This is a genomic window from Bradyrhizobium sp. S3.2.6 (assembly GCF_040546885.1).
In the GTDB taxonomy this organism is placed as follows: domain Bacteria; phylum Pseudomonadota; class Alphaproteobacteria; order Rhizobiales; family Xanthobacteraceae; genus Bradyrhizobium; species Bradyrhizobium cytisi.
Genome location: NZ_JBEPOS010000001.1, coordinates 806,831 through 831,899 on the forward strand (window position 1 = coordinate 806,831; position 25,069 = coordinate 831,899).

Below are 25,069 nucleotides of genomic sequence, written 5' to 3' on the forward strand. Positions count from 1 at the left end.
GGATCAACGCCTGGGGGTCAGCTCAGCGCACGGCGGTGAAGAACCGCGCGAGGCGGAAGCCGGAGAGCCAGGTCCACACCGGCTGGCCGCGCATGCCGAGATCCCAGGAGCCGAGCACGGCATCGGCACGGCCGACGAGATTGTCGACCGGCAGCAGGCCGACGCCGCCGGAGCGCAGCGGCACGCGGCTGTCGGCCGAGTTGTCTCTGTTATCGCCGAGCACGAACAGATGTCCGGCCGGCACCGTCACTTCCTGCGTGTTGTCGAGCGGACCGTTGTCGCGCATCTTGAAGATCAGGTGCTTGACGCCGTTCGGCAGCGTCTCGACATAGCGGTAGGCAGGCTCGCTGCCGCCATTGTCGTCCTCGGCGGCACCGACGCCATCCGGCTTGAGCTCGGCGGGACGGTCGTTGATGAAGAGCTGCCCCTGTCGCATCTGGATGCGGTCACCGGGCAAACCCACGACGCGCTTGACCCAGGCCTGCGAGCGGTCGCCGGGCCAGCGGAACACCACGACGTCGCCTTGCTTCGGCGTCTCCGCGAAGACGCGGCCGGTTTCCGGCAGGTTGATCTGGATCGGCAGCGACGAGGTGCCGTAGCCATAGGGGAATTTCGAAGCCAGCAGGGCGTCGCCGATCAGCAGCGTCGGCTCCATCGAGCCCGACGGCACGTAGAACGGCTCGGCCAGCGCGCCCTTGGCGATGAAGACGGCCGCGACGATGCCGGCGAGCTGCATGAGCTGGCCGGCCCAGCCGCTGCTCTTCCGCTTGGCGGGGACAGTTACCTTCTCAACGCTCATGCGCCCGTTCCACCCACTGTAATGCGCTCCATCAATAGTGACGGCTGGCCGACGCCGACCGGCACGCCCTGGCCGTTCTTGCCGCAGGTGCCGATGCCGGTATCGAGCGCGAGATCGTTGCCGATCATGCGGATGCGATGCAGGTCGGTCGGCCCGTTGCCGATCAGCATGGCGCCCTTCAGCGGCGCGCCGATCTTGCCGTTCTCGATCTTGTAGGCCTCGGTGCACTGGAAGACGTATTTGCCCGAGGTGATGTCGACCTGTCCGCCGCCGAAATTCGCGGCAAACACGCCGTTCTTCACCGAAGCGAGAATCTCGGCGGGATCGCGGTCGCCCGCGAGCATATAGGTGTTGGTCATGCGCGGCATCGGCACATGGGCATAGCCCTGGCGGCGGCCGTTGCCGGTCGGCTTCATGTTCATCAACCGCGCGTTCTGGCGGTCCTGCATGTAGCCGACCAGGATGCCGTCCTCGATCAGCACGGTGCGATTGGTCGGCGTGCCCTCGTCGTCGATCGACAGCGAGCCGCGGCGCGAGGCAATGGTGCCGTCGTCGACCACGGTGACACCCTTGGCCGCGACCTGCTGGCCCATCAGGCCCGCAAACGCAGACGTCTTCTTGCGGTTGAAGTCGCCCTCGAGGCCGTGACCGACCGCTTCATGCAGCATCACGCCGGGCCAGCCGGCGCCGAGCACGACGTCCATCTCGCCGGCAGGGGCGGGAATTGATTCCAGGTTGACCAGCGCTTCGCGTAGCGCACCGTCAGCGGCGTCGCGCCAGTTCTTGCTCTCGATGAATTCGGCATAGCCGGCGCGGCCGCCATAACCCTTGCTGCCGCTCTCCTGGCGGTCGCCCTGGCCGGCGACGACGGAGACGTTGACGCGCACCAGCGGTCTGATGTCGCGATAGCTCTCGCCGTCGGGACGCAGGATCTCGACGACCTGCCAGGTCGCACCCAGGCTGACGCTGACCTGCCGCACCCGCGCATCCTTGTCGCGCAGATAGGCGTCGATTTCGGCGAGCAGCTTTACTTTCGTCTCGAAGCCCGGCGCGTCCAGCGGATTGTCGTCGGAATACAGCCGCACATTGGTATGCGCCGGCGGGGCGGCAAAGCTGCCGGAATAGCCGCCGCGGACGGCGGCCACCGCGTCGGCGGCACGAATCAGCGCCGGCAGCGATACGTCGGAGGAATGCGCATAGCCGACCGCATCGTCCTTGACCGCGCGCAGGCCAAATCCTTGCGAGGTGTCATAGGTCGCCTGCTTCAGCCGCCCATTGTCGAACATCAGCGCTTCGGTCTGGCTGTATTCCAGGAACAATTCGCCATCGTCGGCACCGGCAAGGCCGCGCGCGACCTCATGGCGAACCTGGTCGCGGTCGAGATTGGCGCGGTCGAGCAGGGAGGTTGTGGCGGGATTTGTCATGCGTCCGTCCGTTATCGGGGGGATGTGAGGCAAGATAATGGTTTTGGACTGGTTCCGCGAGGGGCGGACCGTCACATTACGGAAACGACATGATGTGAGCCGGGACCGAGAAGCTAATCAAGTAATTCCAGGACTGGGCTGCTCTGCCGAGGGCGCTGAAGCAATCTCACCATTTGATCGTCCTTTGCCGCGGGGATACGAGATCGTGCCTGGCAGTTGGGGATCGTGCTGCAACGAGCGCGGAACGGTGCTATGCTGTCAGCATGAACTATCAGGACGTCATCTCCATCGAGCCAGGCAAGCGCGGGGGCCGTCCCTGTATTCGCCACATGCGGATTGCCGTGGCAGATGTGCTCGGTTGGCTAGCTGCCGGCCAGAGTCATGCACAAATTCTCGACGATTTCCCGGAATTGACCGAGGATGACATCCGCGCGTGCCTCTCCTACGCCGCCGATCGCGAGAGGCGGTTGATCACCGCGCCGATATGAAGCTGCTGTTCGATCAGAACCTCAGTTTCAAGCTCTGTCAAACGATGGTCGATCTCTTTCCGGAGTCCAGTCACGTCCGGCCCCTGGGGTTGTCTGAAGTTGCCGATCGCGTGCTTTGGGACTTTGCCAAGGCCAAGGGATCTGGCTACGTGCCGGCAATCAAACGACGGTCGAGATTGCCAATTTGCTCCGTCGACATGCGGAGACAATCCTTTCCTTCGAAAGCGACGACGCGGCTTGCCTCGAGATCTACTGAGCCATCCGCAGCGGCCCTACGGCAGCTTGTCATAACCCTCGCCGAGCCCGTTCAGGCTGAGCGGGAAGCCGATGCCTTCCTCGGGCGTCTCGAAGATGATGAAGGTCGCCGTCTTGGCGCTGCGGAGCTGGCCGAGCAGCTTGTCGTCCATGACGACCTCGGCGACGCAGCCATTGGGCAGGCAGCGGACGAAGCCGGCGCGGCCGACGTCCTGATTGTCGAGCTTCAGCCCGAGGCCCGAGGGCAGCAGCACGCCGAGGGGGGCAACCACCCGCATCAGGCGGCTCTTCTGGTCGGCGGTCTTGAGCACGATCACGGTGAGGCCGGCGTTGGAGCGGTCTTCCGCCACCACGCTCTGGATCAAGGCGCATTGCTCGGCCTGGGCGCCGGGCGGGGTGTCGCAGCGGATCTGCCAGTCGCCATGGACGGAGCGCACCGCGCCCTGCGCATGGGCGAGGGTGGGCAGGGCTAGGAAAAGGGCGACAGCCAGGAGGCTGATCAGCGCCAAAAGGCGGTTAACCGGCCTTGCCATGCATCTCGAAAGCCCCATCGGGGTCGGTCCCTCTGCTCGCTTGGGTCGCTCGCGCTGGTGGACTGATACGGCAATGACGGCGTCTTGAAGGCAATTCCCAAGCAAATCCCGCGCCGCCCTGGCCCGCCATCGCCGGCACGAATCAGGTTCCTGCGCAACTGTCCGCCAGTGCCTACCGCGGGCAATTCAGCTGTCAAGCCGCGGCATCCCGGGAAATGGTATTTTTGTCTGATGTTGCTGGGAAATATCTTGCGGGTGATGGCAGACGGAGAGGCCTCAAGACTGCATTGCGATAGATCAAGAATTATGGTTTGAGAGGCTTGATTTCGGCGTTTGAGCGATCTGGCCCCAATTCCTCTTAGAGGTATTCTTGAGCGGCGGTTTGTCGGACGGGCGGGTCGAATAAGCATTTCCCGGAAATAGGGCAATGCACCTGGGGTGATTTCGTAAGGGGAGCGCGAGCGGCATGAGGATGTCGAAGAGTCGGGTGGGCCGGCATTTGCTGGGATTGGCCACCATCGCCTTGGTGGCGGCTGGCATCACGCTGGCGACGGGCGGCGCGGCATTCGCCGAGCTCGGGCAGCCGGCGCCGTGGGAATGGCACCTCCAGGCCTCCGGGTCGCCGGTGATGGACAATATCGTCTGGTTTCACGACTTCTTGTCCGTGCTGATCATCGCGATCACGCTGTTCGTGCTGGCGCTGCTCGTGATCGTGGTGGTGAAGTTCAATTCGAAGGCCAATCCGGTGCCGTCGCGGACCACCCACAACACGCTGATCGAGGTGGCGTGGACCCTGGTCCCGGTGCTCATTCTGGTCGGCATCGCCGTGCCGTCGTTCCGCCTGCTGTTCCTTGAGCTCGATGTGCCGAAGGCGGACCTGACCATCAAGGCCACCGGCAAGCAGTGGTACTGGTCCTACGCCTATCCGGACAACGGCAAGTTCGAATTCGATTCGCTGATGGCCCAGGACAAGCAGCCCCGGCTGCTCGGCGTCGACAACGAGATGGTGGTGCCGGTCAACAAGGTGATCCGCGTCCAGGTCACCGGCGCCGACGTTATCCACGCCTTTGCGATGCCGGCTTTCGGCGTCAAGATCGACGCCATCCCGGGCCGGTTGAACGAGACCTGGTTCAAGGCCACCAAGACCGGCATGTTCTACGGCCAGTGCTCGGAATTGTGCGGCAAGGACCATGCCTTCATGCCGATCGCCATTCGCGTGGTGAACGACCAGGAGTTCGCCTCCTGGGTTGAATCGGCGAAGAAAAAATATGCGAGCGGCGGCACCAGCACTTTCGCCTCCGCAGCCGGCCCGACGCAGTAAGCGCCGGGCGACGGCTTGAGGGACTGAAGGCGACATAAAGGGCGGGACCTCCCAAGGTCCGAATGGGACGCAAGGCAGGATTTGAAAATGGCAACCAGCGCAGCGGCACACGGCGATCACGCGCATGACCACGAGCACGCCCATCCCACCGGATGGCGGCGCTACGTCTATTCGACCAACCACAAGGACATCGGCACGATGTACCTGATCTTCGCGGTCATCGCCGGCGTCATCGGTGCCGCGATGTCGATCGCGATCCGTGCCGAGTTGATGTTTCCGGGCGTGCAGATATTCCACGAGACGCACACCTATAACGTGTTCGTGACCTCGCACGGCCTGATCATGATCTTCTTCATGGTCATGCCCGCGATGATCGGCGGTTTCGGCAACTGGTTCGTGCCGCTGATGATCGGTGCGCCTGATATGGCGTTCCCGCGCATGAACAACATCTCGTTCTGGCTGCTGCCGGCCTCCTTCGGTCTGCTGCTGATGTCGACCTTCGTCGAGGGCGAGCCCGGCGCGAACGGCGTCGGCGCCGGCTGGACCATGTATGTGCCGCTGTCGAGCACCGGTCACCCGGGCCCGGCCGTCGACTTCGCGATCCTGTCGCTGCATCTGGCGGGTGCCTCGTCGATCCTCGGCGCCATCAACTTCATCACCACGATCTTCAACATGCGCGCGCCGGGCATGACCCTGCACAAGATGCCGCTGTTCGTGTGGTCGATCCTGGTGACGGTGTTCCTGCTGCTGTTGTCGCTGCCGGTTCTCGCCGGTGCGATCACCATGCTGCTCACCGACCGCAATTTCGGCACGACGTTCTTCGCGCCCGACGGCGGCGGCGACCCCGTGCTGTTCCAGCATCTGTTCTGGTTCTTCGGTCACCCCGAAGTGTACATCCTGATCCTGCCCGGCTTCGGCATGATCAGCCAGATCGTCTCGACCTTCTCGCGCAAGCCGGTGTTCGGCTATCTCGGCATGGCCTACGCCATGGTCGCGATCGGCGGCATCGGCTTCGTGGTGTGGGCGCACCACATGTACACGGTCGGCATGTCCAGTGCGACGCAGGCCTATTTCGTCGCCGCCACGATGGTGATCGCGGTTCCGACCGGCGTGAAGATATTCTCCTGGATCGCCACGATGTGGGGCGGCTCGATCGATTTCCGCGCCCCGATGATCTGGGCGGTGGGCTTCATCTTCCTGTTCACGGTCGGCGGCGTCACCGGCGTCGTGCTGGCGAATGCCGGTGTCGATCGCGTGCTCCAGGAGACCTACTACGTCGTCGCGCACTTCCACTACGTGCTGTCGCTCGGCGCGGTGTTCGCGATCTTCGCCGGCTGGTACTACTGGTTCCCGAAGATGTCGGGCTACATGTACAACGAGACGCTGGCCAAGGCGCACTTCTGGTTCACCTTCGTCGGCGTCAACCTGGTGTTCTTCCCGCAGCACTTCCTCGGCCTGTCGGGCATGCCGCGCCGCTATGTCGATTATCCGGATGCGTTCGCGGGCTGGAACCTGATCTCGTCGATCGGCTCCTACATCTCCGGATTCGGCGTGCTGATCTTCCTCTATTGCGTGTTCGACGCCTTCATGAAGAAGGTCCCGGCGGGCGACAATCCCTGGGGTGCGGGCGCCACCACGCTGGAGTGGACGCTGCCCTCGCCGCCGCCCTTCCATCAGTTCGAAGTGCTGCCCCGCGTGCAGTAAGCCAGCTCCCGCGGCGCCCGAGACGGGCGCCGCGGCTCTATCACGAAGCGAGTGAAATTAGTGTCCGTCCTCGACCAGAACGCCATCGACATCAATCCCCGCATCTCCGAGGCGGAGGTTGGCGATTACCTCGCGCTGCTGAAGCCGCGGGTGATGTCGCTCGTGATCTTCACCGCGCTGGTCGGGATGGCGATGGCGCCGGGACACTTCCACTGGGTGCTCGCGATCACCTCGCTGCTCTGCATCGCGGTCGGCGCCGGCGCTTCCGGCGCGCTCAACATGGCGCTTGAGGGCGACATCGACGCCAAGATGTCGCGCACCGCGAACCGCCCGATCCCGCGCGGCCGCATCACCCGGCCCGAGGCGATGGCGTTCGGCATGACGCTCGCCTTCTTCTCGGTGATGACGCTCGGCATCCTCGTCAACTGGATCGCGGGCGCGCTGCTTGCCTTCACCATCTTCTTCTACGTGGTCATCTACACGATGGGCCTGAAGCGCCGGACCGCGCAGAACATCGTGATCGGCGGCGCCGCCGGTGCGCTGCCGCCGGTGGTGGCCTGGGCCGCGGTAACAGGCACGGTCGACGTCGAGCCGCTGCTGCTGTTCGCCATCATCTTCTTCTGGACGCCGCCGCACTTCTGGGCGCTGGCGCTGTTCCGCTCCGACGATTACGCGCGCGCCGGCATTCCAATGCTGCCCAATGTCGCCGGCCCCGATGCGACCCGTCTCCAGATCCTGCTCTACACCATCGTGCTGATCGCAGTGGCTGCCGCGCCCTGGGCGCTCGGCTATTTCGACGCCATCTACGGCGTGACCTCGCTGGTGCTCGGCGCCGGCATGCTGGTGCTCGCCATCAACGTCTATCTCCGTCGTGAGCGCAGCCAGTCGTTGCGCGCGACGCGAAAGCTGTTTGCCTTCTCGATCCTGTATCTGTTCGCGCTGTTCGCGACCTTGCTGGCCGAGGTCGTGTACCGGGCGCTTGCTCCGATGGTTGGGGGCGCATGAGGCAGGAATGGCTGACAAACCAGAGCCAGATGGAATCGTCCTCACCGAGGCGCAGAAGAAGAGCCGTCGTCAGCGCTCGATCGCGATCGCGCTCGCGCTCGGTGTGCTCGTCATCCTGTTTTTCGCCGTCACCATGGTCAAGGGACCGGCGGTTCTAGTGCGGCCAATGTGAGAGAGATGGATCGAGAGCCGGCCATATCGCAGGACGTGACCCCAAAGGCGGTGCGCCGTGGTTTGGGGCGCGACGCCCTGGTCGCCTCGATCTGCGGCGGCGTGGTCGCGCTGATGGTCGGCGCGTCCTATGCGGCGGTGCCGTTCTACAACTGGTTCTGCCGCGCCACCGGCTTCAACGGCACGACCCAGGTCGCGACCTCGGCGCCTGCCACCGGCCCGATCGCACGCAAGATCGTGGTGCGTTTCGATTCCAACGTCGCGCCGGGCCTGCCCTGGAAGTTCGAGCCGGAGCAGACCGAGGTCGAGGTCAATATCGGCCAGGTCACCACGATCTATTACACCGTGACCAACCAGGCCGCGCGGACCACCGCAGGGCAAGCCGCCTACAACGTCGCGCCGCTGACGGTCGGATCCTATTTCCAGAAGATCAACTGCTTCTGCTTCACCGAGCAGACCATGGCGCCCGGCGAGAAGCGCGAGATGCCCGTGGTGTTCTACGTCGATCCGTCGATCGTCGACGACCACGACAATGACGGGCTCGGCACCATCACGCTGTCCTACACGTTCTATCCGGTGAAGGATCCGGTGGTGAAGCCGCTCGCGTCCGGCGATGACAACAAACGCAAGGGAAATCTCCAGCCGCCGGGTTGACGCTCAGGGTTGGACTAAGGGGATAGGTGCCGGACAGGCACGGGATTGAGGAGATAGACCGCAATGGCTACCGCGCAAGGCAAGCATCACGACTACCACCTGGTCGATCCTTCTCCGTGGCCGGCGGTCGGCTCCGTCTCGGCCTTCATCATGGCGGTCGGCGCGATCACCTGGATGCACCACATGGTCTCGGCCGCGCCGATCATCTTCGGTGTCGGCACCGTCGGCGTGCTCTACACCATGGCGAGCTGGTGGGGCGATGTGATCAAGGAAGCCCAGTACAAGGGCGACCATACCAGGGTCGTGCAGATCAGCCATCGCTACGGCATGATCCTGTTCATCGCCTCCGAGGTGATGTTCTTTGTTGCCTGGTTCTGGGCTTATTTCAACGCAGCGCTGTTTCCCGCCGATGCCGTCCACGCCACCCGTGACGCCGTGTTCGGCTGCGGCCTCGGCACTGCGGCCGGCGCCTGCTCGGTGCCGGGCACCTGGCCGCCGCACGGCATCGAGACCTTCGATCCCTGGCATCTGCCGCTGCTGAACACGCTGATCCTGCTCACCTCCGGTACCACGGTCACCTGGGCGCATCATGCGCTGCTCGAGAACGATCGCCAGGGCCTGAAGTATGGCCTGATCCTCACCGTCCTCCTGGGCGCGACCTTCACCTGCGTGCAGGCCTATGAGTACAGCCACGCGGCGTTCTCGTTCGGCGGCAACGTCTACGGCGCGACCTTCTTCATGGCGACCGGCTTCCACGGTTTCCATGTGCTGGTCGGCACCATCTTCCTGCTGGTCTGCCTGTTCCGCGCCTATGCCGGTCACTTCTCGCCGACGCAGCATCTCGGCTTCGAGTTCGCTGCCTGGTACTGGCACTTCGTCGACGTGGTGTGGCTGTTCCTGTTCCTGTGCATCTATGTCTGGGGACACGGCGCCGAGACCATGGCCCACGGCGCGCACTGAGCCGTAGCCAATCGATCTGGAGAGGGCGGCCGGCAGGGCCGCCCTTTTGTTTTCCGGCGGCCGAGGCCCAACTGAAACTGTGATAGACTTGCGCGTCATGAACGAACCTGCCGGAACTCCCGAGCCCCAGCCCGCCGTCCTGCAAAGCGCCCTGCGCGGGCTCGCGTGCAAATGCCCGCGTTGCGGTGTGGGCAAGCTCTATGCAGGCTTCCTCACGCTCGCGCCATCCTGTAACCGCTGTGGCCTCGACTACGCCTTCATCGACGCCGGCGACGGTCCGGCGATCTTCATCATCATGCTGGCCGGCGCGATCGTGGTCGGCTGCGCGCTCGTCGTCGAGGTCAAGTACCAGCCGCCGTACTGGCTGCATGCAGTGCTGTGGCTGCCGCTGATCCTCGCAACCACGCTTCTGCCACTGCGCTCCATGAAATCGCTGCTGATCGCGCTGCAATTCCACCACAAGGCAGCACCTGGCCGGCTGGTCGACCGCGCGAAATGAGCGAGCCTGCGCGCACGCCCCGCGTGGCCGGCTTCACGCTGTTCACGCTGCTGCTGACCGCGGCCTTCGTCGCGCTCGGTGTCTGGCAATTGCAGCGCCGCACCGCCAAGCACGAGCTGATCGCCGCACTCACCGAGCGTCTCGCGGCGGCGCCGATCGCGCTGCCGCCGCCGGCGCAATGGGCGGCGCTGACGCCCGCGCGCGACGAATTTCGCCGCGTCAGCTTCACGGCGACTTATGCCGCCGCGCCGGATGCGATGGTCTATTCGTCGGGCTCCGCCGTGCGCAAGGATGCCTCTGGCCCCGGCACCTGGGCCTTCCTGCCGGCGCGGCTGCCGGGCGGCGAGATCGTCGTGATCGATGCGGGCTTCGTCGAGAACACGATGCAGGAGCGCAGCGTCGAGGATCGCGCCGTGAAGAAGCTCGTGACCGGTGCGCCGGTCGCGCTCACCGGCTATCTGCGCTTCCCGGAAGAGCCAGGCTGGCTCACGCCGGCCGCAAACCGGGACAAGCGGCTATGGTTCGTGCGCGATCATCCGGCGATCGCAAGCGCGCTCGGCTGGGGCACGACCGCGCCGTTCTACGTCGATCTCGAACAGCCGGCGCCCGAGAACAACATTCCACGTCCCGGGCCGCTGGACGTGAATTTGAAAGACGACCATCTGCAATACGCCATCACCTGGTTCGCGCTTGCAGGCGCCGTGCTGATTGCATTCGGCGTCTGGGTGAGGGGACGACGGCAGAGCGGCGCAAACCCGTAGGTTCCCGGTGGGAACCCGGAATCGTCCGGGCTTTATTATTCAGCGCATATTCACGAGGGTGATCTTAAGCCGTTTCTGATTTTTTCCGCGGCAAACAGGATTGCTGGCGTGCGCGATTTCGATCAGATGGGACTTGTTGTCGATTGGGTGGATGCCTGCCGCAGGGGCGACCTCGCGACGCTGCTCGACCTCTATGCCGACGATGGCGAGGTGGAATGCGCGTGCAACGGCACGCATCTCTATCGCGGCCGGCGCGAGCTCGAAACCTATTGGGGACCAAAACTCAGTGCCTTCTCCTCGGCGGGCTTCGGCCTGGAGGAGATCCATCCCGCGCACAACGGCATCGATCTGGAATATTCCGTCGCGGGCGCGCTGCATATCCGCGCTACGTTCCGCTTCAGCGCGGAAGGCAAGATCCATAGCATGCTGTGCAAGCCGGCGCCGCAGGGCTCGCACGATTGCGGCGCGTGCTAGCCTGAGACCGGGTCGCGGATTTCGCCGAGCGGAAGGCGGCAGCGCACATAGGTTCGATCGTCCGCGCGCAGCAGTGACAGCGATCCGCTGAGCGCGCGCACGCGTTCATGCATGCCGGTCAGGCCGCGGCCGAAGACATTGTCGGCGGGAAAGCCGCTACCATCGTCGGAGACCTCGACCGCGAGCATATCGCCGGCAATCGCCGTCTCCACATGGGCGTTGCGTGCTCCGGCGTGGCGCAGCACGTTGGTCAAGGTCTCCTGGATCACGCGGTAGACGGTTTGGGCCAGCGGCCCGTCGATCCCGTTGAGATCAGGATCGATCGTTGCGGTGAGGCCGATATGCGGCGCCTGCCTGCGAAAATTCCGGAGTAGTGTCTGCACGCTGGCCTCGAGCCCCAATTCCTCGATGTAGAGCGGCCGCAGCCGGTCGAGGATGCGGCGGTTGGTTTGCTGCAGTGCCTCGACCGATCGCATCACCTCCTGCACGGAGTTGCCGGGATTTCCTGTCTGCAGCGAGGCCTCGCTCAGCGCGATCGTGCCGGCACGGATGCTGAACAGCAGCGGGCCGAGCTCGTCATGCAGCTCGCGAGCGAGATCGCGCCGCTCGTTGTCCTGGAGCGACACCAAGCGGTGCAACAGGTCGCGATTGTCCTGGCTTAATTGCGCGAGCGTTGCAGCGAGCGCATTGGCTTCCTCGCAGCTCTGCCGGATTTCCGGCGGGCCTGAGACCGGAATCGGCGTAGCATAATCGCCGCTCCGGATACGGGTCAGACCTGCGCCGAGATTTTGCAGGGGCCGTAGCGCGGATCCTGCAAAAAGATGGGCGATCGTTCCGGTCAGCACCATCAGCACTGCGACGAGGCTCGTCAGTGCCAGAAAGCCGATCCATTTCTCAAAGAGGTCGGCCGACAGGTCGGGCATGAACACAATATCGCCGATGTGCCTGCCGTCGATGATGACGGGGGACGCCGCGTCTATGTCGGGGATGGCAATCAGGTCCACAAACCATTGCGGAACACCATGCACATCCTGCAGGCCGTTCCGCACGGGAGGCGAGGCACCCGCTTCCACCGGTCGGAATTGGATATCAGAGGCGGTGCCCAAAGAACTGACAAATGCGTCGAGCATCTTCCGCGGATTGTCTGACACGCTCAGGGTGCTGTTGAGCGCGACAGCGACGGCCTGGGTCGAGCGTCGACCAGGCTCATTCTCGTCCGCCAATTGGCCGGCCGCGAAGGTCTGGAGCAGCACGCCGCCCATCGCCAGCGCGGCAACAAAGCTCATGCCGAGAGGCAGAAACAGCTGGGTCCTGAACGAAAGTCGGTGCCACATTAGGTCAATTCTAACGCGCATTGGCGGGATTTTCTCTTTCCATTTGTTCCCGCCGGTCTATGAGTCCAGAAAACAAGAGAGCGCGCGATGCAAGATACCGCCAAGCCGGCGACCAAGGTCCTGATTGTCGACGACCATCCCGTGGTGCTGTCCGGTTGCCGCACCCTTTTCGCCTCCGACCATTCGATCCGAATCGACGAGGCGACCGACGCGAAATCAGGCCATCGCGCCTATGTCAGCAAGCGGCCCGACGTGACCGTGATCGATATCAGCCTGCCTGACGTCTCGGGCTTCGAGCTGATGCGCCGGATCCGCAAGGACGATCCGGACGCCAAGATCATCATGTTCAGCATGAACGATGATCCGGCCTTCGTGGTGCGCGCGGTGGAGCTGGGGGCGCAGGGCTATGTCTCCAAGGGTGACGATCCCCGGATCCTGCTCAAGGCCGTGCGCAAGGTGGTCGCAGGCGACAACTTCATCTCGCCACAGCTTGCGGAGGCCGTGACGTTCTCCGGTGCCGCGATCAAGGCCAATCCGGCCTCGCAGATGACGCCGCGGGAGCTCGAGATTCTCCGCCTGCTCGGGCGCGGCAACAAGATCGTCGAGGTCGCCGAGGCGCTCGGCATCTCCTACAAGACCGTCGCCAACACCACGTCCCTGCTCAAGCAGAAGCTAGGGGCCAAGAACCACTCGGACCTGATCCGGATCGCGGTGGAAATCGGGATGAACTGACACCGTCAGGGGCCGAACCGGCTGCTCCAGGACGCAGCCGGCTCGGCCGACGGATCGGCGGCGCCGCGCGTCCGGGCAATGCGTGGACGACGGCTGATACCATCCGCCGACACAATGGGCCGGCGAGACGTTCGTTCCTGATCCGGCGCATTGATTCGGGAAAAAGCGGCAACGGAGCCCGGACGTCAGGCAGTCTGATCGTCGGCTCGCCGCGGCATATCGGGAAAAACTGGAACATTCGGCGTTGCGCGCCGTTTTTCTCCTTGACGATTACGTGACAGGTGACGATAGCTCGAACGAACGATTTTCGGGGCAGGCGTCCCAACGCGGAAAACCGGGTCTGCACACATCAACGACAGACCTTCCAAGAGAGGGCTGCGGCATCGCCGCAGCCCTTTTCCGTTGGGCATGGTGCGACCCTGCAAAACATTCTATGGTGCCGCAAAGCCTCTGGCTGTGAACTAGGAACATCGTGAAATCAAAGGCTTAAGGCCCCGGATTCAGGTCGGGCCGGCCTTTGGAGGGCAGTTTGACTCGTTATATCTCGACCCGGGGCGAGGCCCCTGAGCTTGGCTTCTGCGACGTGATGCTGACGGGGCTTGCCCGCGACGGCGGCCTGTATGTGCCGGCGACCTGGCCGCAGCTCTCGGTCGAGACCATCGCCGGCTTCTTCGGCCGCCCCTATTGGGAGGTCGCGGTCGACGTCATCCGTCCCTTCGTGGGCGGGGAGATTTCCGACGCCGACCTCGGCCGCATGGCGAACGAGGCCTATGCCACCTTCCGTCATCCGGCCGTGGTGCCGCTGCGCCAGATGTCGCCGCATCAATTCGTGCTGGAGCTGTTCCACGGTCCGACGCTCGCCTTCAAGGACGTGGCGATGCAGCTGATCTCGCGGCTGATGGACCATGTGCTGGCCAAGCGCGGCCAGCGCACCACCATCGTGGTCGCGACCTCCGGCGACACCGGCGGCGCCGCGGTCGAGGCCTTCGCGGGTCTGGAGAATGTCGATCTCATCGTGCTGTTTCCGCACAAGCGCATCTCCGAGGTGCAGCAGCGCATGATGACGACGACGGGGGCCGCCAATGTCCACGCGCTTGCCATCGAGGGCAATTTCGACGACTGCCAGGCGCTCGTGAAGGGGATGTTCAACAACCACCGCTTCCGCGACGCGACCTCGCTGTCCGGCGTCAATTCCATCAACTGGGCCCGCATCGTCGCGCAGGTGGTCTATTATTTCACCTCCGCAGTCGCCGCCGGCGCACCGGCGCGCGCGGTGGATTTCATGGTGCCGACCGGCAATTTCGGCGATATTTTTGCAGGCTACGTCGCCAAGCGCATGGGTCTTCCCGTGCGAACCTTGCGCATCGCCGCCAACGTCAATGACATCCTCGCCCGCACGCTCAAGACCGGCATCTACGAGGTGCGCGAGGTGCACGCCACCGCCTCGCCGTCGATGGACATCCAGATCTCGTCGAATTTCGAGCGGCTGCTGTTCGAAGCCGGCAAGCGCGATGCGGCCGGCGTGCGCCGGCTGATGGATTCGCTGAAGCAATCGGGCCGCTTCGTTCTGCCCGACGCCACGCTCGCCGCGATCCGCGAAGAATTCGACGCCGGCCGCGCCGACGAGACCGAAACCGCGGCTGCGATCCGCGCCGCCTGGCGCGAGGCCGGCGAGCTCGTCGATCCCCATACGGCCGTGGCGCTCGCGGTCGCCGATCGCGACACCACCGACACGACCGTGCCTAACATCGTGCTCTCGACCGCGCATCCGGCCAAATTCCCTGATGCCGTGGATGCGGCCTGCGGCCAGCGGCCGCAACTGCCGGCCTGGCTCGACGGTCTCATGACCAGATCCGAACATATGAAGGTCATGAAGAACGATCAGGCCGAGGTCGAGCGGTTCGTGCTGTCGGTCAGCCGTGCCGCAAAACAGGGAGTTGCCGGATGAGCGTCGAGATCTCCAAGCTTGCCTCCGGCCTGACCGTCGTCACCGACAACATGCCCCATCTCGAGACCGCCGCGCTCGGCGTCTGGGCCGGCGTTGGCGGCCGCGACGAGAAGCCGAACGAGCACGGTATCTCGCATCTGCTCGAGCACATGGCGTTCAAGGGTACGACGGGGCGCTCCTCGCGTGAGATCGTCGAGGAGATCGAGGCGGTCGGCGGCGACCTCAATGCCGGCACCTCGACCGAGACCACGTCCTATTATGCCCGGGTGATGAAGGCCGACGTGCCGCTCGCGCTCGACGTGCTTGCCGACATTCTGGCCAACCCCGCCTTCGAGCCCGAAGAGCTCGAGCGCGAGAAGAACGTCATCGTGCAGGAGATCGGCGCGGCCCAGGACACGCCCGACGACGTCGTGTTCGAGCATCTCAATGAGCTCTGCTATCCCGACCAGCCGATGGGCCGCTCGCTGCTCGGCACCGCCAAGACCCTGCGCGCCTTCAACCGCGACTCGCTGCGCGACTATCTCTCGACGCATTACCGCGGGCCCGACATGGTGGTGGCGGCCGCCGGCGCCGTCGATCACGAGCAGGTCGTCGCCGAGGCCGAGAGGCGCTTTGCGAGCTTTGACGCGGCGCCGGGGCCGAAGCCGCAGGCAGCTCAGTTCGGCAAAGGCGGCGCCAAGGTCGTGCATCGCGAGCTCGAGCAGGCGCATCTGACGCTGGCGCTGGAAGGCGTGCCGCAGACGGATTTGTCGCTGTTCTCGCTCCAGGTCTTCACCAACATCCTCGGCGGCGGAATGTCGTCGCGGCTGTTCCAGGAGGTGCGCGAAAAACGCGGCCTCTGCTACTCGATCTACTCGTTCCACGCGCCCTATACCGACACCGGTTTCTTCGGCCTCTACACCGGCACCGATCCCGCCGACGCGCCGGAGATGATGGAGGTCGTGGTCGACATCATGAATGATTCGGTCGAGACCCTGACCGAGGCCGAGATCGCCCGCGCCAAGGCGCAGATGAAGGCGGGCCTTCTAATGGCGCTGGAGAGCTGCTCGTCGCGCGCCGAGCAGCTCGCCCGGCACGTGCTGGCCTATGGCCGGCCGCAGACGGTGCAGGAGCTCGTGGCCCGGATCGATGCCGTCAGTGTCGAATCGACCCGCGATGCGGCGCGTGCACTGCTTTCGCGCAGCCGCCCTGCGGTGGTGGCATTGGGCAGCGGCAGGGGTCTGGACACGGCGGTGTCTTTTGCGGAAGGATTGACAAAGGCGCGCGCCAAGGCGCGGCTGCACTAGGAGCCGCACAACCAGCGCCCCGCGCCCCGGGAAGCATCACCATGGCCCTCTTTCGCCTGCCATCCAGTGGACCTGCTGCTCTCGCCCCCCGCGGCAACGGGCTGTTGCTGCGGGCGCCGCAGATGTCGGATTTCCTGCAGTGGGCGCATCTGCGCGAGACCAGCCGTGATTATTTGACGCCGTGGGAGCCGATCTGGCCGTCGGACGACCTGACCCGGTCCGGCTTCCGCCGCCGGCTGCGCCGCTATTCCGAGGATATCGCCGCGGACCGCTCCTATCCCTTTCTGATCTTCCGCGAGCTCGACGGCGCCATGGTCGGCGGCATCACGCTCGCCAATGTCCGGCGCGGCATCGTTCAGGCCGGCACCATCGGCTACTGGGTCGGCCAGCCCCACACCCATCGCGGCTACATGACCGCGGCGCTGCGGGTACTGCTGCCGACCCTGTTTGGCGAGCTTAATCTGCACCGGGTCGAGGCCGCCTGCATCCCCACCAATGCGCCGTCGATCCGGGTGCTGGAGAAGTGCGGCTTCTCGCGCGAGGGACTGGCACGCCGGTATCTCTGCATCAACGGGGTCTGGCAGGACCATCTCCTGTTCGGCCTGCTGCACGAGGATTTCCGCCGCTGAGCCGGGCTTGCTCGCGCGCCGGGATCACCTTTTTTCCTGCCGTGTTTTCTCGCCTTGTCTTCTCGCCTTGGGATCGCCGATTTTGACGATATAACCCGCTGGCCGGCCGATCGGCCGGGATGTTGTTGCCGGAACGTTGTTATGGAGTACTGCCGTTCATGAAAGAGCTTCGATCATTGCGGAATGCGCTGCGGCGGGGTCCGGTGATCGCGCTGGCGCTGTCGGTGTCATTCGCGTCCGTGTCGCCGGTCGCGGCGCAGTCGCTGACCGACCGTTTCAAGAGCCTGTTCGGCGGCAAATCCGACGAGCCCGCTCAGCCCAAGCCGGCGCCCGCGCCGGGCCAACCGGCGGCCGATGACGACATCGATTGCCCGCAGATCACGGTGCGCGCCGGAGCGTCCACCTACGGGGTCGGGGCGACAGGCAAGCCGGCCGTCGGCAACGATGTGCGCTTCCAGGCCTCGATCACCAAGATGGCGCGCGAATGCGTCCGCAACGGAAGTGAGATCACCGCGCGTATCGGCATCCAGGGCCGCGTCATCGCCGGCCCCGCGGGCGCGCCGAATAGCGTCGAGGTGCCGCTCCGCGTCGCCGTGGTGCAGGGCGGCGTCGGCGAAAAGGTGATCGCCTCGAAGGCCTACCGGACCACGGTCGAGATGTCGGAGGGCGGCAGCGTGCCCTTTACCTTCGTCGCCGAGGACCTGTCCTACCCGGTGCCTTCAGCTGCAGTCGCCGATTCCTACATCTTCTATGTCGGCTTCGACCCGCAGGCGCTCGCGCCCGAGCCGAGAGCGCGCGGGAAGAAGAAGTAAATCGCGAGACAGTTTCAGCCGTCATGCCCCGCGAACGCGGGGCATCCAGTACACTGCGGCCGATCGATCGATCACAACCGTCTCGGAGTACTGGATCGCCCGACTAAATCGGGCGATGACAGCTCATTCGTGGATACAACCTTGCCCAACAAAAAAGCCGGCGCTCAGCGCCGGCTTTTTGATTTGTGAGGCTCTTGCCCTCAGTTCAGCTTCTGGCGAACCTCGGTGATGCCCTTGGCGAGCAGATCGTCGGCGACCTTGCCCTTGACCGACTGCGACAGGATCGTGGAAGCGGCTTGCACCGCAGCCTCCGCGGCTGCGGCGCGAACATCGGCCACCGCCTGGGCCTCGGCGAGCGCGATCTTGCTCTCCGCGGTCTTGGTACGGCGGGCGACGAAGTCTTCCACCTTTGCCTTGGCCTCGGTTGCGATGCGCTCGGCTTCGGACCTTGCATTGGCGATGATGTCGGCGGCCTCGCGTTCGGCCGAGGCGGTGCGCGCCTTGTAGTCGGCGAGCACCTTGGCTGCTTCCTGCTTGAGGCGCGTCGCGTCGTCGAGCTCGGCCTTGATGCGATCGGCGCGATGGTCGAGCGCAGCCATCGCCTTCTGGAAGACCCCGAGATAGCCGAACACGATCATCAGGATCACGAAAGCGACGGCGACCCAGGTTTCAGGATCGAAGAACATATCGACTAACCCTTCAAGGACGCATCAACGGCGGCATTGACCGACGCCGCATCCGGAACGACGCCGGTGAGCTGCTGCACGATGGTGCCTGCCGCATCGGCCGCGATGCCGCGGACGTTGGTCATGGCGGTCGCGCGGGTCGAGGCGATGGTCTTCTCCGCCTCGGCGAGCTTGCCCGCCAGCTGCTCTTCCAGCGCCTTGCGCTCGGCGTCCGCCTGCGCATTCGCCTTGTCGCGGGACTCGTTGCCGATCGCCTGCGCCCGCGAACGCGCCGAAGCGAGCTCGCCTTCATAGGCCTTCAGCGCTGCGTCGGACTGATCCTTCAGCTTCTGCGCCTCGGTGAGGTCACCCTCGATCTTGTTCTGACGCGCTTCGATCGCACCGCCGACCTTCGGCAGAGCGAGCTTGGACACGATCACGTAAAGCACGACGAAGAAGATCGCGAGCGACACCAGCTGCGAAGCATAGGTGCTGCTCTCGAACGGCGGAAAACCGCCACCGTGACCGCCTTCGGTCTCGGTGTGGGCGCCCGCCGCCGGACTTTTCGCCCCGCCATGACTCTCAGCCATGGAGTTCTCCTGTTGCTGTCATGCGCGCTGCTTCGGTCGAAGCGGCGCGAAAAATCGTCCTCAGAGCGGAACGAACAGCAGCAGCAGTGCGATCAGCAGCGAGAAAATGCCGAGCGCTTCGGTCACGGCGAAGCCGAAGATCAGGTTGCCGAACTGGCCCTGAGCAGCCGACGGGTTGCGAACGGCTGCGGCGAGGTAGTTGCCGAAGATCACGCCCACGCCGACGCCTGCGCCGCCCATGCCGATGCATGCGATGCCCGCGCCGATAAGTTTTGCTGCTGCCGGATCCATTTTAGACTCCTTGGAGGAAAGATTGGGTTTTGGGTGGAAATTCCCCGGACCGCTCAGTGTCCCGGATGAATGGCGTCGTTGAGGTAGATGCAGGTCAGGATCGCAAACACATAGGCTTGCAGGAACGCGACCAGGATCTCGAGAGCGTACAGTGCGACCGTGAGCGCCAGCGGCAGCACGCCGCCGAACCAGCCCAGCGCGCCGAGCGAGAAGCCGAGCATGGCAACGAAGCCCGCGAACACCTTCAGCGCGATGTGGCCGGCCAGCATGTTGGCGAACAGACGGACGCTGTGGGAGACCGGCCGCAGGAAGAACGACAGGATCTCGATGAACATCACCAGCGGCAGGATGTAGCCAGGGACACCGTGAGGCACGAAGATCGAGAAGAATTTCAGGCCGTTCTTGGCGACGCCGTAGATCAGGACCGTGAAGAAGACCAGGAGCGCAAGCGCTGCCGTCACGATCAGATGGCTCGAGATCGTGAAGGTGTAGGGAATGATGCCGATCAGGTTCGAGACGCAGATGAACATGAACAGCGAGAAGATCAGCGGGAAGAACTTCATGCCTTCCGAGCCGGCCGTCGAACGGATGGTCGAGGCGACGAACTCGTAGGAGATTTCGGCGACCGACTGGAGGCGCCCGGGAACCAGCTGCGTGCCGCTGGCAAGCATCAGGAGCGAGATGATCGCCACTGCCACCAGCATGTAGAGCGATGAATTGGTGAAGGCGATCGTTTGATTGCCGATATGGCCGATCGTGAAGAGAGGCTCGATGTTGAACTGGTGGATCGGATCGATTTTCATCGGCGCGGCATCTCTTGGTCTGCCGGGCTAGCCGGCGTGTCTCGGTCTGCCGGCCGGGCCGGCCCGCACCGGCGAAGCCGGCGCGAAAATTCCTCTCCTGCTCGGATCGGCTTCAAGAACCACCGCGCCTGTTCTGACCCGCGCCCGCCGTTCTCACCACATTCACCACGCCGGCCACGAAGCCCAGCAGCGTGAACACGATAAATCCGAAAGGCGACGTCGACAGCAAGCGGTCGAAACCCCAGCCAATCCCCGCTCCGACGATGACCCCGGCGATCAACTCGGAGGATAACCGGAAACCAAGCGCCATCGCCGAGGCTCTGGCCGCTCCGTCTCCACCGTCACCTGCGGGTTGCTCGGTCTTGACGTGGCGGTCGCGAAGTTCGGACAACCGCTTATCAAGACTTCCGAGCCGTTCGGAAAGCGCAGCTTCCTCGGGCGATCTATCGCGATTTCCATTCCCGTCGTGTCCCGTGTCTTGAGCCATGCCACGAAGACCAGAAACGCTGCGGTTGAATGGAAATTACGCCCGCCACCCTCAAAAGCCGCGCGGACCATACTGACCGCTCATAATCAAGTCAAGCCAAGTCACGATCGCGTCGTCTTCACTTATCTATTTGATTTATCTGGCGATATTTCCCTGCACGCCAGCGCTGCACACAGCGTGACGCCGCACCGCAGCAGCTCTCCGCGCGATCCACCGATATGACTGACATTTCGTCGCGGCTGTCGGGATCAAAGGGGGCGCCGCCATCGTTGATCTCGCGGATGCGGTTTTCGGCAGCGGATTCGAGCGGGCAGGCGGTGCGCCGTCGCCCGCCCGGGTGTAGAATTCGAGGATGTGCCACCTGCGCGGCGTGGCGGAGAGCGCGATGAGACCGGCGAAGTCATCCACAACATCATGGTGTGCCGTGGCGATCGTTGCGGTGGCGATGGCCAGCGGCGGCCCGGTTGCCGCGCAATCCGCACCGGACGGCGAAAACGGCCGCTACAGCATGACGCCGATCCCCGAGGGTGTGCTGCGGCTCGACACCCGCACCGGCACGGTCTCGACCTGCAGCAGGAATGGCGCCGGCTGGGCCTGTTACGCCGTGCCCGACGAGCGCTCCGCGCTCGATGCCGAGATCGGCCGGCTCCAGGCCGAGGTCGAGACGCTGAAGGGGCAGCTCGCCGCCGGTCCGACCGTCTCCGGCAAGATCGACGAGGCGCTGCCGAAATCCGATTCCCTGAAGAAGGGCGAGCCGAAGGTCGCCGAGGGCGACCGCAAGCTTGAGATCCCGCTGCCGAGCGACCAGGACCTCGACCGCGCGATGTCGTTCCTGGAAAAGGCGTGGCGCCGGCTGATCGATATGGCCAATCGCGTGCAGAAGGACGTGTCGGGGAAGATTTGAGGACCCCATCGCGCTACCCACGCGTTGAGCTGTCGTAGGGCGGGCAAAGCGAAGCGTGCCCACCAATTCACGGGGAATGGTGGGCACGGCGCGCAAGCGCGCGCCTTTGCCCACCCTACGACAGCTTTCGGAGTCGAAAGAGAGTCATGTCATCAGCCAAATCCGTCACGCGCTCGGCGCCATCGTCAGTGCAAGCCACCACGATCGTATCGTCATTGCTCTCCGTGCAGACGCCGGGTCGCGGCTTCACCGATCTCACCAGCGAGGTCGCGAAATTCGTCACTGAGGCGCGCGCCCACGACGGCGCGCTGACGCTGTTCATCCGTCACACCTCAGCCTCGCTGACGATCCAGGAAAACGCCGATCCCTCGGTGCTCGTTGATCTCACCACCGCGCTCTCGCGGCTCGCGCCTGAAAACGTGCCCTGGACTCATGATACCGAAGGACCCGACGACATGCCTGCGCACGTCAAGACCATGCTGACGCAGACGTCGCTTCAGATCCCCGTCCTCAACGGCAAGCCCGCGCTCGGCACCTGGCAGGCGATCTATCTGGTCGAGCACCGCGCGCGCCCGCATCGCCGCGAAATCGTGCTGCAATTCATCGGCGGCAATCAGTAAGTGCTTAAAAGAAAACCGGCCGCGGATCGCTCCGCGGCCGGCTGTTTCGTCAGCGTCGTGCGATGCGACTATATCTTGGTGATGTCGACATCCTTCGTCTCGGGGACGAAGAAGAAGCCGACCACGGCCGTGATCAACGCGAAGCCGACCGGGTACCACAGACCGGAGTAGATATCGCCGGTCGACGCGGTGATCGCGAAGGCGGTCGCCGGCAAGAGGCCGCCAAACCAGCCGTTGCCGATGTGATAGGGCAGCGACATCGAGGTGTAGCGGATGCGGGTCGGGAACAGTTCGACCAGCATTGCCGCGATCGGGCCATACACCATGGTGACGTAGATCACGAGGATGAACAGCAGTCCGATCAGGGCCGACACCTGCGGACGGAAGATGTCGAACGGATTCGACATCTTGACGATGCCCGCGTCACCCGGCTTCGGGTAACCCGCCGCCTGCGTCGCCGCGGTGATCGCGGGGTTCGACGTCTTGGCGTCCGTGTAGGACACTTCCTTGTCGTTGACGACGATCTTCACCGCGCCCGCCGGTCCTGGAACGGTCGTGTACTTGACCGACGAGAGGGCGAGGAAGGCGCGGGCCGTGTCGCAAGGCGCCGTGAAGACGCGGGTGCCGACCGGGTTGAACAGATCGCCGCAGCCTGCGGGATCCGCCACCACCTGCACCTTGACCGTCTCATAGGCCTTTTCCAGCGCCGGATTGGCGTTGGTCGAGATCATCTTGAAGATCGGGAACAGGGTCAGTGCGCCGATCAGGCAGCCCGCCAGGATGATCGGCTTGCGGCCGATCCGGTCGGACAGCGCGCCGAACACCAGGAAGAAGCCGGTGCCGAGCAGCAGCGACCAGGCGATCAGGAGGTTGGCGGTATAGCCGTCGACCTTCAGGATCGATTGCAGGAAGAACAGCGCGTAGAACTGGCCCGTGTACCAGATCACCGCCTGGCCCATGGTCAGGCCGAACAGTGCCAGGATCACGATCTTGGCGTTGCTCCAGGTGGCGAAGGCTTCGGTCAGCGGCGCCTTGGAGCCCTTTCCCTCGTCCTTCATGCGCTGGAACACCGGTGATTCGTTCAGGCGCAGACGGATCCAGACCGAGATGCCGAGCAACGCGACCGATACCAGGAACGGAATGCGCCAGCCGCCCCAATAGGAGCCGGGTGCGCCGGCAAAGGCAGCCTCGCCGGTCGCGGAGCGGGTGAACAGGATCACCAGCAGCGACAGGAACAGGCCGAGCGTCGCGGTGGTCTGGATGAACGAGGTGTAGTAGCCGCGCTTGCCCTGCGGCGCATGCTCGGCGACGTAGGTCGCTGCACCGCCATATTCACCACCGAGCGCGAGACCCTGCAGCAGGCGCAGACCGATCAGGATGATCGGGGCCGCGATGCCGATCTGGGCGGCACCCGGCAGCAGGCCGACGATGAAGGTCGACAGACCCATGATCAGGATGGTGACGAGGAAGGTGTATTTGCGGCCGACGATGTCGCCGACGCGGCCGAACACGATCGCGCCGAACGGACGGACCAGGAAGCCTGCCGCAAAGGCCAGCAGCGCGAAGATGTCGCGCGTGGCCTGGTCGAACATCGGCTTGCCGTCGGCGCCGGCGATGGTGAAGAACTGCGTGCCGATGATGCTGGCCAGCGATCCATAGAGATAGAAGTCGTACCATTCGAAGACGGTGCCGAGCGACGATGCGAGGATGACGAACCTCTCATCCTTCGTCATGCCGGTCGACCGTGCCGACGTTGCAGCCAGTGTGGACATCGTGAATGCGCTCCCCGAATTTCGTTTCCTCGCGTCCCGGCTGTCCGGGCATGCCGGATCAACCTGGGTCTTGCCCCAAGGTAACATCGGTGTGAAACCCGCCCCAATACGACTTTTGGCCTTGCGCACTGACGCGCAACTGACGGTGTGGAAGTAAAGTGCCGCGGCGCGGCGCACGGCTGCGGATTAACCCCTTTTCCGCAAAGGAATAATGTGCCCTTGCATGCCACGGCCGGCCGGGGAAGAATTGACCATTGCGCCGGTCCGGACTACTGGCCCGGTTGTGAACGACAGCAAGAGATCGATGAGCGCTCCCTCCACCCATCTCGTCATTGCCGATGACCATCCGCTGTTCCGCGATGCGCTGCGGCAGGCGGTGGCCAGTGTCCTGAGCACGGCGAAGATCGACGAGGCCGGGTCGTTCGAGGATCTGACCAAGCTTCTGGAGCAGACCTCCGACGTCGACCTGGTCCTGCTCGACCTCTCGATGCCAGGCATCTCCGGCTTCTCCGGCCTGATCTATCTGCGCGCGCAATATCCGGCGATCCCGGTGGTGATCGTCTCGGCCTCCGACGACAGCGCCACGATCCGGCGTTCGCTCGATTTCGGCGCCTCCGGCTTCATCCCGAAGCGATTCGGCGTCGAGACGCTGCGCGATGCCATCCGCAAGGTCATGGAAGGCGACGTCTGGGTTCCCGCCGATACCGACCTGACGGCCGCCGCCGACCCCGACATGACGCGCCTGCGCGACCGCCTGGTGACGCTGACGCCGCAGCAGGTGCGGGTCCTGATGATGCTGTCGGAGGGATTGCTCAACAAGCAGATCGCCTACGAGCTCGGCGTCTCCGAGGCGACCATCAAGGCGCATGTCTCGGCCATCCTGCAAAAGCTCGGGGTCGAGAGCCGGACCCAGGCAGTGATCGCCGCCGCCCGGATCGCCGGCGGCCAGTGGAAGCAGGGCACGCCGACGGGGTAGGCCTTGCTACCAGCGCTTGCGCTGCCCGACGGGCAAAATACCCCATCGCTGGGTCAATCGCTGCGTACCAAAATATTCCACTTTACCGAAATTCGGATTTGTCGTATGTGTCGCCCATCCTGATCCGGCGAAAAGGGGCGGTCGTACGTCGTCACGAGCCGCGGATCGGGCT

At 64.4% G+C, this 25,069-nt stretch carries 28 protein-coding genes; 18 read left to right on the top strand and 10 right to left on the bottom strand.

Translation table 11 applies throughout. The features are described 5' to 3' along the window. Nucleotides 1–22 precede the first annotated feature (22 nt). Both lepB and tldD read right to left on the bottom strand, forming a co-directional pair. Nucleotides 23–799, bottom strand: coding sequence for a signal peptidase I (lepB, locus tag ABID58_RS03735; RefSeq protein WP_148754412.1), 777 nt, complete (start codon nt 797–799; stop codon nt 23–25). Beyond that, on the bottom strand, nt 796–2,223 hold the full coding sequence (gene tldD / locus ABID58_RS03740; protein WP_148754411.1) for a metalloprotease TldD: 1,428 nt from the start codon (nt 2,221–2,223) through the stop codon (nt 796–798). Before tldD ends, lepB begins: the two co-directional genes overlap by 4 nt. 263 nt (nt 2,224–2,486) lie before the next feature. Here tldD and ABID58_RS03745 point away from each other — a divergent pair, with 263 nt between their 5' ends. Then, nucleotides 2,487–2,711 (top strand): DUF433 domain-containing protein, encoded by a 225-nt coding sequence (locus ABID58_RS03745; RefSeq protein ID WP_148754410.1) that lies wholly within the window; start codon nt 2,487–2,489, stop codon nt 2,709–2,711. Nucleotides 2,712–2,983: 272 nt separating this feature from the next. Here the strand turns inward: ABID58_RS03745 and ABID58_RS03750 are convergent, their stop codons facing one another. Beyond that, nucleotides 2,984–3,517 carry an invasion associated locus B family protein gene (locus ABID58_RS03750; protein ID WP_502916374.1) on the bottom strand — a complete coding sequence of 178 codons (534 nt, stop codon included), beginning with the start codon at nt 3,515–3,517 and terminating at the stop codon, nt 2,984–2,986. Between the two features lie 448 nt (nt 3,518–3,965). Here ABID58_RS03750 and coxB point away from each other — a divergent pair, with 448 nt between their 5' ends. From coxB to ABID58_RS03795, 9 genes are all read left to right on the top strand, one after another. Next, on the top strand, nt 3,966–4,820 hold the full coding sequence (coxB, locus tag ABID58_RS03755) for a cytochrome c oxidase subunit II (RefSeq protein ID WP_148754408.1): 855 nt from the start codon (nt 3,966–3,968) through the stop codon (nt 4,818–4,820). A gap of 87 nt (nt 4,821–4,907) precedes the next feature. Continuing rightward, the gene (ctaD, locus tag ABID58_RS03760; RefSeq protein WP_148754407.1) at nt 4,908–6,524 is read left to right on the top strand and encodes a cytochrome c oxidase subunit I; all 1,617 of its coding nucleotides are present in this window, start codon (nt 4,908–4,910) and stop codon (nt 6,522–6,524) included. Between the two features lie 60 nt (nt 6,525–6,584). Continuing rightward, on the top strand, nt 6,585–7,529 hold the full coding sequence (locus tag ABID58_RS03765; protein WP_148754406.1) for a heme o synthase: 945 nt from the start codon (nt 6,585–6,587) through the stop codon (nt 7,527–7,529). A 7-nt stretch (nt 7,530–7,536) separates the two neighbouring features. Next, entirely contained in the window at nt 7,537–7,701 is a 165-nt protein-coding gene (locus ABID58_RS03770; protein ID WP_148754405.1) for a cytochrome c oxidase system small membrane protein, read from the top strand. Nucleotides 7,702–7,706: 5 nt separating this feature from the next. Further along, nucleotides 7,707–8,354, top strand: coding sequence for a cytochrome c oxidase assembly protein (locus tag ABID58_RS03775; RefSeq protein ID WP_148754404.1), 648 nt, complete (start codon nt 7,707–7,709; stop codon nt 8,352–8,354). A 63-nt stretch (nt 8,355–8,417) separates the two neighbouring features. Beyond that, nucleotides 8,418–9,314: a cytochrome c oxidase subunit 3 gene (locus ABID58_RS03780; RefSeq protein WP_148754403.1), complete on the top strand. Its 897-nt coding sequence runs from the start codon at nt 8,418–8,420 to the stop codon at nt 9,312–9,314. Nucleotides 9,315–9,411: 97 nt separating this feature from the next. Continuing rightward, nucleotides 9,412–9,813 (top strand): DUF983 domain-containing protein, encoded by a 402-nt coding sequence (locus ABID58_RS03785; protein ID WP_354031572.1) that lies wholly within the window; start codon nt 9,412–9,414, stop codon nt 9,811–9,813. Then, nucleotides 9,810–10,574, top strand: a complete 765-nt coding sequence (locus ABID58_RS03790) for an SURF1 family protein (protein ID WP_354031573.1) — start codon at nt 9,810–9,812, stop codon at nt 10,572–10,574. The genes ABID58_RS03785 and ABID58_RS03790 overlap by 4 nt, the downstream gene beginning before the upstream one ends. A 108-nt stretch (nt 10,575–10,682) precedes the next feature. Then, nucleotides 10,683–11,048, top strand: coding sequence for a nuclear transport factor 2 family protein (locus ABID58_RS03795; protein WP_148754400.1), 366 nt, complete (start codon nt 10,683–10,685; stop codon nt 11,046–11,048). Here the strand turns inward: ABID58_RS03795 and ABID58_RS03800 are convergent. After that, entirely contained in the window at nt 11,045–12,382 is a 1,338-nt protein-coding gene (locus tag ABID58_RS03800) for a histidine kinase (RefSeq protein WP_148754399.1), read from the bottom strand. The genes ABID58_RS03795 and ABID58_RS03800 overlap by 4 nt on opposite strands. A gap of 87 nt (nt 12,383–12,469) precedes the next feature. Here ABID58_RS03800 and ABID58_RS03805 point away from each other — a divergent pair, with 87 nt between their 5' ends. The 5 genes from ABID58_RS03805 to ABID58_RS03825 all read left to right on the top strand — a co-directional run bounded on the left by ABID58_RS03805 (nt 12,470) and on the right by ABID58_RS03825 (nt 17,789). Next, entirely contained in the window at nt 12,470–13,114 is a 645-nt protein-coding gene (locus ABID58_RS03805; protein WP_148754398.1) for a response regulator transcription factor, read from the top strand. Between the two features lie 529 nt (nt 13,115–13,643). Continuing rightward, nucleotides 13,644–15,062 (top strand): threonine synthase, encoded by a 1,419-nt coding sequence (gene thrC / locus ABID58_RS03810; RefSeq protein ID WP_354031574.1) that lies wholly within the window; start codon nt 13,644–13,646, stop codon nt 15,060–15,062. Further along, nucleotides 15,059–16,348 carry a M16 family metallopeptidase gene (locus ABID58_RS03815; protein WP_354031575.1) on the top strand — a complete coding sequence of 430 codons (1,290 nt, stop codon included), beginning with the start codon at nt 15,059–15,061 and terminating at the stop codon, nt 16,346–16,348. The genes thrC and ABID58_RS03815 overlap by 4 nt, the downstream gene beginning before the upstream one ends. A gap of 41 nt (nt 16,349–16,389) precedes the next feature. Continuing rightward, nucleotides 16,390–16,977: a GNAT family N-acetyltransferase gene (locus ABID58_RS03820; protein WP_148754393.1), complete on the top strand. Its 588-nt coding sequence runs from the start codon at nt 16,390–16,392 to the stop codon at nt 16,975–16,977. A gap of 158 nt (nt 16,978–17,135) precedes the next feature. Then, a complete protein-coding gene (locus tag ABID58_RS03825) occupies nt 17,136–17,789 on the top strand; it encodes a hypothetical protein (RefSeq protein ID WP_148754392.1) in 654 nt (217 codons plus the stop codon). A gap of 200 nt (nt 17,790–17,989) precedes the next feature. On the opposite strand, the gene ABID58_RS03830 is transcribed toward ABID58_RS03825, so the two are convergent. The 5 genes from ABID58_RS03830 to ABID58_RS03850 all read right to left on the bottom strand — a co-directional run bounded on the left by ABID58_RS03830 (nt 17,990) and on the right by ABID58_RS03850 (nt 20,625). Then, nucleotides 17,990–18,475, bottom strand: coding sequence for a F0F1 ATP synthase subunit B family protein (locus tag ABID58_RS03830; protein WP_354031576.1), 486 nt, complete (start codon nt 18,473–18,475; stop codon nt 17,990–17,992). A gap of 5 nt (nt 18,476–18,480) precedes the next feature. Beyond that, nucleotides 18,481–19,044 (bottom strand): F0F1 ATP synthase subunit B, encoded by a 564-nt coding sequence (locus tag ABID58_RS03835; protein WP_354031577.1) that lies wholly within the window; start codon nt 19,042–19,044, stop codon nt 18,481–18,483. 60 nt (nt 19,045–19,104) lie between these two features. Next, nucleotides 19,105–19,335 (bottom strand): F0F1 ATP synthase subunit C, encoded by a 231-nt coding sequence (locus ABID58_RS03840; protein ID WP_007599451.1) that lies wholly within the window; start codon nt 19,333–19,335, stop codon nt 19,105–19,107. 53 nt (nt 19,336–19,388) lie between these two features. After that, on the bottom strand, nt 19,389–20,138 hold the full coding sequence (locus ABID58_RS03845; RefSeq protein ID WP_148754389.1) for a F0F1 ATP synthase subunit A: 750 nt from the start codon (nt 20,136–20,138) through the stop codon (nt 19,389–19,391). 112 nt (nt 20,139–20,250) lie between these two features. After that, entirely contained in the window at nt 20,251–20,625 is a 375-nt protein-coding gene (locus ABID58_RS03850; RefSeq protein ID WP_354031578.1) for an AtpZ/AtpI family protein, read from the bottom strand. 385 nt (nt 20,626–21,010) lie between these two features. On the opposite strand from ABID58_RS03850, the gene ABID58_RS03855 reads away from it, so the two are divergent. Together ABID58_RS03855 and ABID58_RS03860 are read left to right on the top strand one after the other, a co-directional pair. After that, nucleotides 21,011–21,529, top strand: coding sequence for a hypothetical protein (locus ABID58_RS03855; RefSeq protein ID WP_354031579.1), 519 nt, complete (start codon nt 21,011–21,013; stop codon nt 21,527–21,529). A 146-nt stretch (nt 21,530–21,675) separates the two neighbouring features. Continuing rightward, nucleotides 21,676–22,149, top strand: a complete 474-nt coding sequence (locus tag ABID58_RS03860; protein ID WP_354031580.1) for a secondary thiamine-phosphate synthase enzyme YjbQ — start codon at nt 21,676–21,678, stop codon at nt 22,147–22,149. Nucleotides 22,150–22,217: 68 nt separating this feature from the next. On the opposite strand, the gene ABID58_RS03865 is transcribed toward ABID58_RS03860, so the two are convergent. Beyond that, nucleotides 22,218–23,921 carry an MFS transporter gene (locus ABID58_RS03865; protein WP_354031581.1) on the bottom strand — a complete coding sequence of 568 codons (1,704 nt, stop codon included), beginning with the start codon at nt 23,919–23,921 and terminating at the stop codon, nt 22,218–22,220. A gap of 304 nt (nt 23,922–24,225) precedes the next feature. Here ABID58_RS03865 and ABID58_RS03870 point away from each other — a divergent pair, with 304 nt between their 5' ends. Continuing rightward, nucleotides 24,226–24,897, top strand: a complete 672-nt coding sequence (locus ABID58_RS03870; protein ID WP_148754384.1) for a response regulator — start codon at nt 24,226–24,228, stop codon at nt 24,895–24,897. The last annotated feature ends 172 nt before the right edge of the window (nt 24,898–25,069 follow it).

Bases quoted from the DNA above. Each gene is read 5' to 3' on its own strand.
- ABID58_RS03775 (WP_148754404.1), top strand. From the start codon at position 7,707: ATGGATCGAGAGCCGGCCATATCGCAGGACGTGACCCCAAAGGCGGTG.
- ABID58_RS03745 (WP_148754410.1), top strand. From the start codon at position 2,487: ATGAACTATCAGGACGTCATCTCCATCGAGCCAGGCAAGCGCGGGGGC.
- ABID58_RS03835 (WP_354031577.1), bottom strand. From the start codon at position 19,044: ATGGCTGAGAGTCATGGCGGGGCGAAAAGTCCGGCGGCGGGCGCCCAC.
- ABID58_RS03815 (WP_354031575.1), top strand. From the start codon at position 15,059: ATGAGCGTCGAGATCTCCAAGCTTGCCTCCGGCCTGACCGTCGTCACC.
- ABID58_RS03820 (WP_148754393.1), top strand. From the start codon at position 16,390: ATGGCCCTCTTTCGCCTGCCATCCAGTGGACCTGCTGCTCTCGCCCCC.
- ABID58_RS03850 (WP_354031578.1), bottom strand. From the start codon at position 20,625: ATGGCTCAAGACACGGGACACGACGGGAATGGAAATCGCGATAGATCG.
- ABID58_RS03770 (WP_148754405.1), top strand. From the start codon at position 7,537: ATGGCTGACAAACCAGAGCCAGATGGAATCGTCCTCACCGAGGCGCAG.
- ABID58_RS03825 (WP_148754392.1), top strand. From the start codon at position 17,136: ATGAAAGAGCTTCGATCATTGCGGAATGCGCTGCGGCGGGGTCCGGTG.
- tldD (WP_148754411.1), bottom strand. From the start codon at position 2,223: ATGACAAATCCCGCCACAACCTCCCTGCTCGACCGCGCCAATCTCGAC.
- coxB (WP_148754408.1), top strand. From the start codon at position 3,966: ATGAGGATGTCGAAGAGTCGGGTGGGCCGGCATTTGCTGGGATTGGCC.
- ABID58_RS03840 (WP_007599451.1), bottom strand. From the start codon at position 19,335: ATGGATCCGGCAGCAGCAAAACTTATCGGCGCGGGCATCGCATGCATC.
- ABID58_RS03855 (WP_354031579.1), top strand. From the start codon at position 21,011: ATGAGACCGGCGAAGTCATCCACAACATCATGGTGTGCCGTGGCGATC.
- ABID58_RS03790 (WP_354031573.1), top strand. From the start codon at position 9,810: ATGAGCGAGCCTGCGCGCACGCCCCGCGTGGCCGGCTTCACGCTGTTC.
- ABID58_RS03845 (WP_148754389.1), bottom strand. From the start codon at position 20,138: ATGAAAATCGATCCGATCCACCAGTTCAACATCGAGCCTCTCTTCACG.
- ABID58_RS03830 (WP_354031576.1), bottom strand. From the start codon at position 18,475: ATGTTCTTCGATCCTGAAACCTGGGTCGCCGTCGCTTTCGTGATCCTG.
- ABID58_RS03805 (WP_148754398.1), top strand. From the start codon at position 12,470: ATGCAAGATACCGCCAAGCCGGCGACCAAGGTCCTGATTGTCGACGAC.
- ctaD (WP_148754407.1), top strand. From the start codon at position 4,908: ATGGCAACCAGCGCAGCGGCACACGGCGATCACGCGCATGACCACGAG.
- ABID58_RS03860 (WP_354031580.1), top strand. From the start codon at position 21,676: ATGTCATCAGCCAAATCCGTCACGCGCTCGGCGCCATCGTCAGTGCAA.
- ABID58_RS03780 (WP_148754403.1), top strand. From the start codon at position 8,418: ATGGCTACCGCGCAAGGCAAGCATCACGACTACCACCTGGTCGATCCT.
- ABID58_RS03800 (WP_148754399.1), bottom strand. From the start codon at position 12,382: ATGTGGCACCGACTTTCGTTCAGGACCCAGCTGTTTCTGCCTCTCGGC.
- lepB (WP_148754412.1), bottom strand. From the start codon at position 799: ATGAGCGTTGAGAAGGTAACTGTCCCCGCCAAGCGGAAGAGCAGCGGC.
- ABID58_RS03750 (WP_502916374.1), bottom strand. From the start codon at position 3,517: ATGGGGCTTTCGAGATGCATGGCAAGGCCGGTTAACCGCCTTTTGGCG.
- ABID58_RS03785 (WP_354031572.1), top strand. From the start codon at position 9,412: ATGAACGAACCTGCCGGAACTCCCGAGCCCCAGCCCGCCGTCCTGCAA.
- ABID58_RS03865 (WP_354031581.1), bottom strand. From the start codon at position 23,921: ATGTCCACACTGGCTGCAACGTCGGCACGGTCGACCGGCATGACGAAG.
- ABID58_RS03870 (WP_148754384.1), top strand. From the start codon at position 24,226: ATGAGCGCTCCCTCCACCCATCTCGTCATTGCCGATGACCATCCGCTG.